The following is a 12,423-nucleotide window of genomic DNA, read 5'->3' as shown; positions in this document are numbered from 1 at the left end:
CAGCCCCCGGCCCAGACCCCGCCGCAGAGCCCCGAACGGAGCCCGGCGCAGAGCCCGGAACGGAGCCCGGAACGGAGCCCGGCGCAGCGTACGGCCGCCCGGAGTGGGCCGAGGGACTCCGGCTGCCCCGGCAGGCGCCCGGCGAGCGGAGTGCGCCCGGCCGTCCGCCCGTAAGCCGTCCGCCCGTAAGCCGTTCGCCCGTAAGCCGGCCGTCCCCGCGCCGGGCACCCGTACGCCGTGCACCCATCCGCGCCTCCTGGGCCGTAACCGCCGTCCGGGCCGCCGCGGGCGGGCTCGGCGCCGCGGGCTTTGTCTGGACCCTCTGGCACGGCATCGCCGAGCCGGCCACCGCACTCGCCTTCGGCGTCCTCATCACCGTCGGTGAGCTGGTGCGCCGGGAGACCCGGGGCGGCCGTGAAGCCGCCCCGCTCGGCGCGGCCGGAGCCCTCGCCTACGCGCTGCTCGGGGAGGTCGGCGGGCGTTCCTCCGGCCACGGCGTCCTCCAGGTGGTCACCGTCGTCGGCGCCGCCGCACTCGCCGGGGCCGCTCCGCACGTGGCCTGCGGCCGGAACCGGGTCCTCGACCACCTCACCCGCCGCGTCCTCACCGCGGGCTTCGCGGCGACCTGCTTCCAGCCCCTCTACAACTCCGGTGTCCTGGACGCCTGGACGGGACGCGGCCCGTCCTACGCGCTGCTCCTGCTGTTCCTGCTCGGCCTCACCGCGCTGTGCGACGCGGTGCTCACCGCGGCCCTCGCCCACGCCCGCACCGGCTGGCCGTACGGCCCGCTGCTCCGGGACGAGCTGCGGGCCCTGCTCGGCATCGGTTCGGCGATCTGCGCGACCGGGGTGGTGATGGCGCTCGCCGCGGCCGTGGCCGGGCTCTGGGCGCTGCCCGTGTTCAGCGTGCCGCTGCTGCTCACCCAGTTCGCCTTCCGCCGGTACGCGGCGGTCAAGGCCACCTACCGGCAGACGATCGCCTCCCTCGCCCGCGCGACCGAGATCGCCGGCTGCACCCCCGGGGGCCACGCCCGCCGGGTCGCCTCGCTGAGCCGGGCCGTCGGCCGTGAGCTCGGTCTCACCGAACCCGGCCTGACCGTGCTGGAGTACGCGGCGCTGATGCACGACATCGGCCGGCTCTCGCTCGTCGACCCGGCTCCCTCGGGTGCCACGGAATCCCTGCCGCCCGCGGAACGCCACCGGATCGCGCTGCTCGGCGGCGCGGTGGTCCGGCAGACCGGAGTGGACCCCGAGGTCGCGCTGATCGTCGAGCGGCAGGCCGATCCGTACCGTGAACAGCCGCTCCCCGCCCGCATCGTCCGCACCGTCAACGCCTACGACGACCTGGCGGGCGGCGGCGGGCTGGACGGTCCGCTGGCCGCCCTGGAACGGCTCCGGCTGGCGACCGCCCGCGACCACGAGCCCCGGGTCGTGGAGGCGCTCGCCCGGGTGCTCGCGCGGGGCGGCGGGCCGTCGTGAAGCCGCCGGGCAAAGGGCCGTGGAGGCCGCCGCCCGGGCCCGGCCACTCCCCGCCGTGAACGGCCGGATCCGCTGCGTGAGCAGGGATCTTGTCCGGTACCGGAACCCATGGGTAATGAGCGCGGGCGCAGATGGGCATGGTTGGATGCGGAGAGAGGGGGTTCGGGGGTCGCCACGGTGGCAAGGAGCAGTGGTGAGCGTCGGGATCCGGGCTGAGATGACGGCCGATCTGTGGCAGGTTGTCCTCAGGGAGCCGACGCGGAATCCGCGGGCCACCCCGTGGTCGTCATGGAATCGATCAGGAGAAGGAGACCGGTGCCCGACGAGGCAGCGGAGACGGTGACCGGACCCCGGTGACCGAGGGGGACGTCGTGCGGGCGCCAGGACGCCCCGGCCGTGACCGGCCGGCGCCGGCACGGCGCAGGACACGGAGCTGAAGCGGCAGGCGGGAATCGTGAGGATCTTCGGCAAGGTACGGCATCGGCCCTCCGCCTCGTGGCGGCAGGCGACCGACCGCGCTTTCACCCTGATCGGCGACGGCCGGTACGAGGACGCAGGCGCCCTGCTCACCCGGGCCGCGGACCTGGAACCCTGGCTCTCCGAGTCGTGGTTCAACCTCGCGCTGCTCCACAAGTTCCGGCACGACTGGGAGCAGGCGCGTGCCGCCGGGCTGCGCGCCGTCGCCCTCCTGGACCGGGAGACCGGCGCCCCGGACTGGTGGAACGTCGGCATCGCGGCCACCGCCCTGCAGGACTGGCCGCTGGCCCGGCGCGCCTGGCAGGCCTACGGGCTGAAGGTGCCGGGCGAGGGCGCCCCCGCCGACGAGCCGGTCGGCATGGAGCTGGGCAGCGCGGCCGTGCGGCTCTCCCCCGAGGGGGAGGCCGAGGTGGTCTGGGGCCGCCGGCTCGACCCGGCACGGATAGAGGTGCAGAGCATCCCGCTGCCGTCCTCCGGGCGGCGCTGGGGCGAGGTCGTGCTGCACGACGGCGTCCCGCACGGCGAGCGGGTCACCTCGGCGGGCCCGTCGTACCCGGTGTTCGACGAGATCGAGCTGTGGGCCCCGTCGCCGGTGCCCACCTGGGTGGTGCTGCTGGAGGCGGCCACCGAGGCGGACCGGGACGCCCTGGAGCGGCTGGCCGCCGACGCCGGATTCGCCGCCGAGGACTGGTCCTCCTCCGTGCGGCTGCTCTGCCGCACCTGTTCGGAGAGCCGGATGCCCAGCGACGAGGGCGACGGCGAGCCGCACCTCGACCCGCACGACCACAGTGAGCCCGGTCACCCCGGCCCGCTGGGGCACCGGACCTCGGGCGACCTGTGGGTGCCCGAGCGGGAGTGCGGGATCGCCGCCCCGTCGGGACTCGTCCACGGGCTGCTCGACGGCTGGGTCGCCGACAGCCCGGACACCCGGGAGTGGCGGGATCTCGAAGAGGTCTGCTGACGCCTTCCCCGGGGCCGTACCCTGGAGCGGGCCCTGCCACAGGGGCCAGGCCCTGCTACCGGGGCGATCAGGCGTGAGGAAGGCGTACGGCGGAGATGGCGCAGCAGGACAGCGGGCAGCAGGTGGCCGAGGAGCAGGAGAACACCTCGGAGTTCCTCGACGACACGGTGGACGCCGAGGCACGTGAGCAGGCCCACCGCGAGCGCGGCACCGCCCGCCCGATCACCGTCGTCGGCAACCCGGTGCTGCACCGGCGCTGCCAGGACGTGACCGAGTTCGACGACGAGCTGGCCAAGCTGGTCGACGACATGTTCGCCAGCCAGCGGGCCGCCGAGGGCGTGGGTCTCGCCGCCAACCAGATCGGCGTCGACCTGCGGGTGTTCGTCTACGACTGCCAGGACGACGAGGGCGTCCGGCACGTGGGCGCGATCTGCAACCCGGTGATCGAGGACGTGCCCGCCGAGCGCCGGGTGCTGGACGACTCCAACGAGGGCTGCCTGTCGGTCCCCACCGCCTACGCCGAGCTGGCCCGGCCCGACTACGCGGTCTGCCGCGGTCAGGACCTCCAGGGCAAGCCGGTGGCCGTGGCGGGCACCGGGTACTTCGCCCGCTGCCTCCAGCACGAGACCGACCACCTCGACGGCTACCTGTACATCGACCGGCTCTCGAAGCGGGAGCGCAAGGCCGCCCTGCGCCAGATGGAAGAGGGCACGCCGCGCTACGAGACGGTGCCCAACGACTGAGCGCGCACCCGCGGAAGGGCCGGCTCCCTGTGGGAGCCGGCCCTTCCGCGCGTGGGTCCGGGGCCGCTACGCGACGTCGTTGGCGTAGTCGGTCCAGATGCGCTGCGGGAAGACGGTGCCGCGCTCCGAGTCCGGACCGCCGACGCCCGTCAGGGGCAGCAGTGGCCCGCCGTCCGGCTTCGCCCGGAACAGGGTGACGGCGGTGGTCAGGTCGTCGGCGTGGCCGATGTACCAGGCGGACTTCATCCGGTCGTTCTCCCCGGTCCGGCCCGCCGCGACGGCGTCGAGGTCCCGGGCCTTCACCGGGTCGAGGGTGGTCCAGGCGACGGCGCCCAGCGCGGCGGCGACGCTCTTGGCCACCTCCGGCTCCATGACCCGCGGCGTCGCGGGCCGTTCGAAGCCGCCGATCTTCCGGCCGTCCCGGGTGACCTCGGTCACCGAGTAGGGCTCGGCCCGGCGGCCGCCGTTGAAGAAGGTGCCGTACGCGCCCGCCATGCGGATCGCGCTGGGCGTGGAGGTGCCGAGCGGGAACGTCGGTTCCAGCCGCGCCATGCTGTCGGTCCGCAGTCCGGTGGAGACCGCCGTGTCCCGCACCTTCTTCAGGCCGATCTTCCGGCCGGCCTCGACGAACGGCGGGTTCTCCGAGGCCACCAGCGGACCGGCCAGGCCGGACGACGACACGGGGGCGAAGCCCTTGCCGGCGAGCTCCCCCGAGGACTCCTCCTGGAGGGCCGCCGCCATCACGAACGGTTTGAAGGCCGAGCCGACCGGGACGCCTGAGGTGTCGGCGTTGTTGCTGAAGTGCCGGGTGGCGTCGGCGCCCCCGTAGACCGCGACGACCGCTCCGTCCCCGGGCCGTACGGACGCGGCCCCCACCTGCACATGGCGGTCCACCGTGCGCCGGCGCGGGTCGAAGCTCTGCCGGCGCTCCCGCCGCACGGCCTGCTCCAGCTGTCGCACCCGGTTCCGGTCGAAGGTGGTGCGGATGCGGTAGCCGCCGCGGGCGAGGTCCTGGTCGGTGAGGTCGGTGCGCTGCTTGATGTACTTGTTGGCGACGTCGATCAGGTAACCGGTCTGCCCCGCCTGGCTGGTGGGCTTGGACGGCTTCCGCGGCTCGGGGAAGGTCCGGTAGCGGGCCCGTTCCGCCTTGCTCATCGCCCCCGTGGTGACCTGCCGGTCCAGAATCCACTTCCAGCGGGCCTCGGCCCGCGCGTGGTTGGCCCGGCTCAGCCCCGGGTCGTAACTCTCGGAGCCCTTCAGCAGGGCGGCCAGCATCGCGCCCTGGCTCGGGTTCAGCCGCTCGGCGCCGATGCCGTAGTAGGTGCGCGCAGCGGCTTCGATGCCGTACGAACCGCGGCCGAACCAGCTGGTGTTGAGGTACCCCTGGAGGATCTCCCGCTTGGTGCGGTGGTTCGACAGCTTCAGCGAGATGCAGAACTCGCGGAGCTTGCGGGTGACCGTCTGGTCCTGGGAGAGGTAGGTGTTCTTCACGTACTGCTGGGTGATGGTGGACCCGCCCTGGGTCTCCTCCCCGCCGACCATGTTGACGATCGCCCGCGCGGCGCCCTGGACCGAGACGCCGGGGTCGGAGTAGAAGCTCGCGTTCTCGGCCGAGATCACCGCACTCTCCACCGCGTCCGGCACCTTGCCGAGCTCGACGTTCTGCCGGTTGACCGCGCCGACACTGACCATCTGGCTGCCGTCGGCCCAGTAGTAGACGGTGCCCTCCTGGCGGGCGGCGGCGTTCTCGTCCGGGATGTCGACGCTCGCGTACACGACGGCGAACAGTCCGGCCAGGGCCGCCACCGAGAGCAGGGCGGCGCTCAGCCACTGGCGCCAGGACGGCAGCCAGCGCCGCCATCCGCTGCGGCCCCGGCGCGGGTAGTCGACGACGCCCCGGCCCCGGCGCAGGCAGTCGACGACGCGGCGGAGGCGGCCGGACGGGGGCCGCTCGGTGCGGTCCTCCGCACGGTTCGGACGGCGCCACTTCATGGAGTGCATTCCTCCCTCGGCGAAGAGGTCTTCACCGAGGGAGATGTGACGCATGGGGCCGGGGTTGCCCAGTGACCGGAATATTCCGTTCGGAGTCCGGACCGGGCAACCCCGCGGGGCGCCGGGTGGCGCGCTCCGGTCAGAAGTCGTCGTCGAAGGCGACCGAACCCTCGACCGCGACCTGGTAGGCGGAGACGCGGCGCTCGAAGAAGTTGGTCAGCTCCTGGACGTTCTGCAGCTCCATGAAGGAGAACGGGTTCTCCGAGCCGTAGCGGACCGGCAGCCCGAGCCGGCGCAGCCGCTGGTCGGCCACGCACTGCAGGTACTCGCGCATGGACGCGGTGTTCATCCCGGGCAGCCCGTCGCCGCACAGGTCGTGGGCGAACTGCAGCTCGGCCTCCACGGCCTCCTCCAGCATCGCCGTGACCTGCTGGCCCATCTCCTCGTCGAAGAGGTCGGGCTCCTCCTCGCGGACGGTGTCCACGACGGAGAAGGCGAAGTCCATGTGCATCGACTCGTCGCGGAACACCCAGTTCGTCCCGGTCGCCAGGCCGTGCAGCAGACCGCGCGAGCGGAACCAGTAGACGTACGCGAAGGCGCCGTAGAAGAACAGCCCCTCGATGCAGGCCGCGAAGCAGATCAGGTTGAGCAGGAAGCGGCGGCGGTCCTCCCGGGACTCCAGCCGCTCCATCTTCTCGACCGAGTCCATCCAGCGGAAGCAGAACTGCGCCTTCTCCCGGATGGACGGGATGTTCTCCACCGCGGCGAAGGCGGCGGCCCGGTCGTCCGGGTCGGGGAGGTAGGTGTCCAGCAGCGTCAGATAGAACTGGACGTGGACGGCCTCCTCGAAGAGCTGCCGGGAGAGGTAGAGCCGCGCCTCGGGCGAGTTGATGTGCTTGTAGAGCGTCAGCACCAGGTTGTTGGCGACGATCGAGTCCCCGGTCGCGAAGAACGCGACCAGCCGCCCGATCATGTGCTGCTCACCGGGGGAGAGCTTGGCGAGGTCGGCCACGTCCGAGTGGAGGTCGACCTCCTCCACGGTCCAGGTGTTCTTGATCGCGTCGCGGTAGCGCTCGTAGAAGTCCGGGTAGCGCATCGGACGCAGGGTCAGTTCGAAGCCCGGGTCGAGCAGGTTCTTCTCGGCGGTGGAGTCCGCGGCGATCTCGGTGGTGTGGGTGGACATTACTGGCAGGCCTCGCAGGACTCGGGGTTTTCCAGGGAGCAGGCGACGGCGTCCGCCGCTTCGGCCGTCTGCTGGACGGGGATCGGCGCGGCAGCCGCTCCGCTGCCGCCCGCGGCGCGCGCGATCCGGGTCGCCGGGCGCGACCGCAGGTAGTACGTGGTCTTCAGGCCCTTCTTCCAGGCGTAGGCGTACATCGAGCTGAGCTTCCCGATGGTCGGGGAGGCCATGAAGAGGTTCAGCGACTGGCTCTGGTCGAGGTAGGGCGTACGGGCCGCCGCCATGTCGATCAGTGCGCGCTGCGGGACCTCCCACGCCGTCCGGTACAGCGACCGGATCTCCTGCGGGATCCAGTTCAGCTCCTGCACCGAGCCGTTGGACTCCCGCAGCGCCTCCCGGGTCTGGGCGTCCCACACGCCCAGCTCCTTCAACTCCTCCACCAGGTAGGAGTTGACCTGGAGGAACTCACCCGACAGCGTCTCGCGCTTGAAGAGGTTGGAGACCTGCGGCTCGATGCACTCGTACACGCCCGCGATCGAGGCGATGGTGGCCGTCGGCGCGATGGCGAGCAGCAGGGAGTTGCGCATGCCGGTGGCCGCGACCCGGGCGCGCAGCGCCGCCCAGCGCTCCGGCAGGGTCGGCTCCACCCCGAAGTGGTCCGGGTGCAGCACGCCGCGCGAGGCGCGCGTGGCCGACCACGCCGGGTGCGGGCCGTGCCGCTCGGCGAGGTCGCAGGAGGCCTCGTAGGCCGCCAGCATGATGCGCTCGGCGATCAGCGTGGAGAGCCGGGACGCCTCGGGGGAGTCGAAGGGCAGCTTCAGCCGGAAGAAGACGTCCTGGAGGCCCATCACGCCCAGGCCCACCGGGCGCCACCGCTCGTTCGACGCCGCAGCCTGCTCGGTCGGGTAGAAGTTGATGTCCACCACACGGTCGAGGAAGGTCACGGCCGTGCGCACCGTGGCGTCCAGCCGCTCCCAGTCCATCTCCCCGTCCGTGCCCAGGTGGGCGCCCAGGTTCACCGAGCCGAGGTTGCAGACGGCGGTCTCCCCGTCGTCGGTGACCTCCAGGATCTCGGTGCACAGGTTCGAGGAGTGGATGACCCGGCCGGGCTCCGCGGTCTGGTTGGCGGCGCGGTTGGCGGCGTCCTTGAAGGTCATCCAGCCGTTGCCGGTCTGCGCGAGGGTGCGCATCATCCGGGCGTACAGCTGGCGGGCCGGGACCGAGCGCTGCGCCAGCCCGGCGGCCTCCGCCGCCCGGTACGCGGCGTCGAACTCGTCGCCCCACAGGTCGACGAGCTGCGGCACGTCGGAGGGGGAGAACAGCGACCAGTCGGCGTCGGCCTCGACCCGGCGCATGAACTCGTCCGGGATCCAGTGGGCCAGGTTGAGGTTGTGGGTGCGGCGCGCCTCCTCACCGGTGTTGTCGCGCAGCTCCAGGAACTCCTCCAGGTCCGCGTGCCAGGTCTCCAGGTAGACGCAGGCCGCGCCCTTGCGCCGGCCGCCCTGGTTGACCGCGGCGACCGAGGAGTCGAGGGTGCGCAGGAACGGCACGATGCCGTTGGAGTGCCCGTTGGTGCCCCGGATCAGGGAGCCGCGGGAGCGGACCCGGCTGTACGGCAGGCCGATGCCGCCCGCGTGCTTCGAGAGCCGGGCGACCTGGTGGTAGCGGTCGTAGATGGAGTCGAGCTCGTCCAGCGGGGAGTCCAGCAGGTAGCAGGAGGACATCTGCGGGTGCCGGGTGCCGGAGTTGAAGAGCGTGGGGGAGCTCGGCAGGTAGTCCAGCCGGCTCATCAGCCGGTAGAGCGCGGCGACCTCGTCGACGGCGCGGTCCGAACCGTCCTCCGCCAGCCCGCAGGCCACCCGGAGCATGAAGTGCTGCGGGGTCTCGATGACCTGGCGGGTCATCGGGTGGCGCAGCAGGTACCGGCTGTGCAGCGTGCGCAGTCCGAAGTAGCCGAAGCGGTCGTCGGCGCCGTCGGCCAGCGCGACCTCGACGAGCGTGTCGAGCCGGGAGGCGTGGGCGCGGACGAACTCCGCGGTCCGGTCGGCGATCAGACCCTCGTGGTGACCGGTGGCGACCGAGGCGGAGAAGGAGACCGCTCCCTGGCTCGCGGCCTCGTCGGCGACCGCCCGGGTGAGCAGGCGCGCGGCGAGCCGGGAGTACTCCGGGTCCTCGGCGATCAGGCCGGCGGCCGCCTCGGTCGCCAGCTCCCGCAACTCGGCCTCGTCGGAGCCCGCGTGGCGGCCGCGGAGCGCGGCGGCGGCGACCCGGCCCGGGTCGGTCGCGGGCAGATCGGCGGTGAGGTCGGTCAGGGTACGCAGCAGCGCGGTGCCGGGGCCGTCGGCCTCGGTCACCGGTGCGACGGCTGAAGCCGGATCGGCGGGCGCGATGGTCACGTGGTGCTCTCCCTCGCTCGGCTGGGGCCGCACGGACGGACACGACGGGCGCCGAACGGGCACACCTCACCCCGGAACAGGGCAGCGCACCGCGCAGCGTCCACCGGCCCAACCCGCGAGGCCCGGACGATATCGTCGCCCGGGTCGGTCGATCCGGGCAGGCCGCCGGCAGGTCCTCGGACTTGGAAGTGCGCATTTCCAGCGCATTCATACCGTTGCGGGACAGTTCCGGATTCGCACCGGATTCCCCTGCGACGACAGCGAGCAAGAGCATACATCTTGTGTCGCGGTCCGCACGCAACACCACATCTTGTGTCAGGGGTTCGGGTGGTGCGCTTTGCAGGGGAACAGATGTGGTAACGGCGCCGAGGCCCGGGAGGACGGGGCAGCGCGTCCCGCGGGCCGCCCGGATTCCCATTCGGGATCGCTCGCGGATCACCCGCCGGGGTCACCCGGCGCGTCGGTTAGCCTGTCCGGCATGACGTTGAGGACCGGCGCGCGGGGTTCCGCGGAACGCACCGTCAGCGAGGCCGACACCGCCGCGGAGTTCGGCAGCGGCGACCTCCCGGTCCTGGGGACCCCCGGCCTGCTGGCCCTGCTGGAGGCCGCCACCGTCGACGCGCTCGCGGGCGCGCTGGAGCCCGGCCGCACCTCGGTCGGCACCCGGGTCCAGGTCGACCACCTCAAGGCTTCACCGGTGGGGGCGACCGTCACCGCCACCGCGGAAGTCACCTACCTCGACGGCCGGTTGGTGCGGTTCACCGTGGCCGCCCAGGACGGCGCCGGCCGGCTGCTGGCCACCGGTGAGATCACCCGGGTGATCGTCGACCGGGACCGGTTCCTGGCGCGTCTCTGAGGCCGCCCGACCTGTCCGCCCGGCTCCCGCCCGGCACTGCTCGTACCGCCCGCCCGTGCCCCGCTTGCGGCGCTCCCGGACACGCCGACGGGCCGCCGCCCCCGTGTCGGAGGCGACGGCCCGCAGGCTCGCGTCGAGCCGGATACCGGCCGGGGTCAGTGCCCGCCCGGCGCCCCCGCGGTGGCCGGCGGCAGTTCGGTCTCCACGCCCGGCTCACCGGCGTCCGCGGTGTAGTCGGCCGCGGTGGTCTCGTCGATGCCGTCGGGCGCCTTCACCGCCCGCAGTACGACGGTGAGCACCACCGTGACCAGCGCGTTGAGGACGAACGCGGTGAGGCCGATGTAACCGATCTCACCGATCCCCGGGATGGCGTCCGCGCTGCCGCCGAAGTGCTTCTGTGCCGGATTGGTCGGACTCGGCACCCCGTACGCCGCGAGAGTGCCGTAGATCATGCCGACCGCCCAGCCGCCCAGCAGCGCCCAGCGGTGGAACCACCGGGTGAACAGGCCGCCCACCAGGGCCGGGAACGTCTGGAGGATCCAGATACCGCCCAGCAGCTGGAAGTTGATGGCCACGGTCTTGTCCATGGTGAGGACGAAGGCCAGCGCGCCGACCTTGACCAGCAGCGAGGCGAGCTTGGAGACCTTGGTCTCCTGGGCGGGCGTCGCGTCCGGTTTGAGGAAGTCCTTGTAGATGTTCCGCGTGAAGAGGTTGGCGGCGGCGATGGACATGATGGCCGCCGGAACCAGCGCGCCGATCCCGATCGCCGCGAAGGCCACGCCCGCGAACCAGTCCGGGAACATGTTCTCGAAGAGCTGCGGGATCGCCAGCTGGCCGTTCTTGACCTTGATCCCGGCGGCGATCGCCATGAAGCCGAGGAACGCCAGCAGCCCCAGCATCAGCGAGTACAGCGGCAGGATGGTGGTGTTGCGGCGGATCACCTCACGGCTCCGGCTGGAGAGCGTCGCCGTGATCGAGTGCGGGTACATGAACAGCGCCAGGGCCGAGCCGAGCGCCAGCGTGGCGTAGGTCCACTGCGCGGGCTCACCGGTCACCACCGATCCGCGCGGCTTGTCCGTCACCGGATTGGTCTGGGTGAACGCCTCACCGGCCTTGGCGAAGATCGAGTCGAAGCCGCCGAGCTTGATCGGGATGTAGATGATCGCCACGGCGATCACGATGTAGATCAGGGTGTCCTTGACGAACGCGATCAGCGCCGGCGCCCGCAGCCCCGAGGAGTAGGTGTACGCGGCCAGCACACCGAAGGCGATCAGCAGCGGCAGGTCCTTGATGAACCAGTGGGTCGACTCGCCGCCGCCCACGCCCATCACGTCCAGCACCGCCTGGATGCCCACCAGCTGCAGCGCGATGTACGGCATCGTGGCGAGGATGCCGGTCACGGCGACGGCCAGCGACAGCCCCTTGGAGCCGAACCGGCCGCGGACGAAGTCCGAGGTGGTGACGTAGCCGTGCTTGTGCGACACCGACCACAGCCGCGGCAGGAAGGTGAAGATCAGCGGGTACACCAGGATCGTGTACGGCACCGCGAAGAAGCCCGCGGCGCCCGCCGCGTAGATCGCCGCCGGCACCGCGACGAAGGTGTACGCCGTGTAGAGGTCGCCGCCCAGCAGGAACCAGGTGATCCAGGTGCCGAAGCTGCGGCCGCCCAGGCCCCACTCGTCGAGGCTGTCGGCGTTGTCCGCCCGCCGCCAGCGCGCCGCCAGGAAGCCCATGGCCGTGACGGCCACGAAGAAGAAGATGAAGACGCCGAGGGCGACGCCGTTCACGCCGTCGTTCATTCCGGCGCACCTCCCTTGCGGGCCCGCTGCTCACGCCGGACCAGCACGTAGGCGAGCGAGGTCAGACCGGTGGACGCGAACACCCAGAACAGCTGGTACCAGTAGAAGAAGGGGATACCGATCACCGTCGGTTCCACCCGTGCGTACGAGCCGACCCACAGCATGGCGACGAACGGTGCGATCAGGCACAGTGCCACGACCACGCGTGGCGGCGTGATCACCGGCCTGGTGCCCTCGCTTCTCGGTGGCTGCTCCGACATGCCGCGGCTCCGTTCCTCTTCAGCGATCACTGCAGTGCGCAGGAAATCTAAGCGAGCGCGCGGCCCGGCGTCAGCCCCTGTCCGCATCTCGGTACGGACACACTTGACGGAGCCGCAGGTCAGAGCGGATGCCGCGGGCCCCGGGGAAGATCCCCGGGGCGCGCCGGAGGGCCGGGCTCCGCCGGAGGGCCGGTCTCCGGTGGCAGGGCTCGGCCGTCGGGCCGCGCCCGGGCGTCGGGCCGGTCTCCGGTGGCAGGGCTCGGCCGTCGGGCCGCGCCCGG

9 protein-coding genes and 1 riboswitch are annotated in these 12,423 nt (G+C 72.3%); of the genes, 4 read left to right on the top strand and 5 right to left on the bottom strand.

Annotated features, from left to right (window positions below; translation table 11 throughout):
• Positions 1–245: 245 nt before the first annotated feature.
• The 3 genes from ABT112_RS29035 (at position 246) to def (ending at position 3,659) form a co-directional block, all read left to right on the top strand.
• On the top strand, positions 246–1,478 hold the full coding sequence (locus ABT112_RS29035; RefSeq protein ID WP_351514599.1) for an HD-GYP domain-containing protein: 1,233 nt from the start codon (positions 246–248) through the stop codon (positions 1,476–1,478).
• Between the two features lie 454 nt (positions 1,479–1,932).
• Positions 1,933–2,916: a tetratricopeptide repeat protein gene (locus tag ABT112_RS29030; protein WP_351514561.1), complete on the top strand. Its 984-nt coding sequence runs from the start codon at positions 1,933–1,935 to the stop codon at positions 2,914–2,916.
• A gap of 95 nt (positions 2,917–3,011) precedes the next feature.
• On the top strand, positions 3,012–3,659 hold the full coding sequence (def, locus tag ABT112_RS29025) for a peptide deformylase (protein ID WP_351514560.1): 648 nt from the start codon (positions 3,012–3,014) through the stop codon (positions 3,657–3,659).
• 66 nt (positions 3,660–3,725) lie between these two features.
• Here def and ABT112_RS29020 read toward each other — a convergent pair whose 3' ends face one another.
• The 3 genes from ABT112_RS29020 to ABT112_RS29010 form a co-directional block, all read right to left on the bottom strand.
• Positions 3,726–5,705 carry a transglycosylase domain-containing protein gene (locus ABT112_RS29020; RefSeq protein ID WP_351514558.1) on the bottom strand — a complete coding sequence of 660 codons (1,980 nt, stop codon included), beginning with the start codon at positions 5,703–5,705 and terminating at the stop codon, positions 3,726–3,728.
• Positions 5,706–5,790: 85 nt separating this feature from the next.
• Positions 5,791–6,834, bottom strand: coding sequence for a ribonucleotide-diphosphate reductase subunit beta (locus ABT112_RS29015; protein WP_351514556.1), 1,044 nt, complete (start codon positions 6,832–6,834; stop codon positions 5,791–5,793).
• Positions 6,834–9,227, bottom strand: coding sequence for a ribonucleoside-diphosphate reductase subunit alpha (locus ABT112_RS29010; protein ID WP_351514554.1), 2,394 nt, complete (start codon positions 9,225–9,227; stop codon positions 6,834–6,836). The genes ABT112_RS29015 and ABT112_RS29010 overlap by 1 nt, the downstream gene beginning before the upstream one ends.
• A gap of 150 nt (positions 9,228–9,377) precedes the next feature.
• Positions 9,378–9,501: riboswitch (cobalamin riboswitch) on the bottom strand.
• A 204-nt stretch (positions 9,502–9,705) separates the two neighbouring features.
• On the opposite strand from ABT112_RS29010, the gene ABT112_RS29005 reads away from it, so the two are divergent.
• Positions 9,706–10,083 (top strand): thioesterase family protein, encoded by a 378-nt coding sequence (locus tag ABT112_RS29005; RefSeq protein WP_351514552.1) that lies wholly within the window; start codon positions 9,706–9,708, stop codon positions 10,081–10,083.
• Between the two features lie 155 nt (positions 10,084–10,238).
• On the opposite strand, the gene mctP is transcribed toward ABT112_RS29005, so the two are convergent.
• Both mctP and ABT112_RS28995 read right to left on the bottom strand, forming a co-directional pair.
• Complete coding sequence (gene mctP, locus ABT112_RS29000) at positions 10,239–11,882, bottom strand: monocarboxylate uptake permease MctP (RefSeq protein ID WP_351514550.1); 1,644 nt, start codon at positions 11,880–11,882, stop codon at positions 10,239–10,241.
• Positions 11,879–12,142: a DUF3311 domain-containing protein gene (locus ABT112_RS28995; RefSeq protein WP_351514548.1), complete on the bottom strand. Its 264-nt coding sequence runs from the start codon at positions 12,140–12,142 to the stop codon at positions 11,879–11,881. The genes mctP and ABT112_RS28995 overlap by 4 nt, the downstream gene beginning before the upstream one ends.
• Between the last annotated feature and the right edge of the window lie 281 nt (positions 12,143–12,423).

Source organism: Streptomyces sp. NPDC002055, from assembly GCF_040296705.1.
In the GTDB taxonomy this organism is placed as follows: Bacteria; Actinomycetota; Actinomycetes; order Streptomycetales; family Streptomycetaceae; genus Streptomyces.
This window is presented reverse-complemented; position numbering and strand designations above follow the sequence as displayed.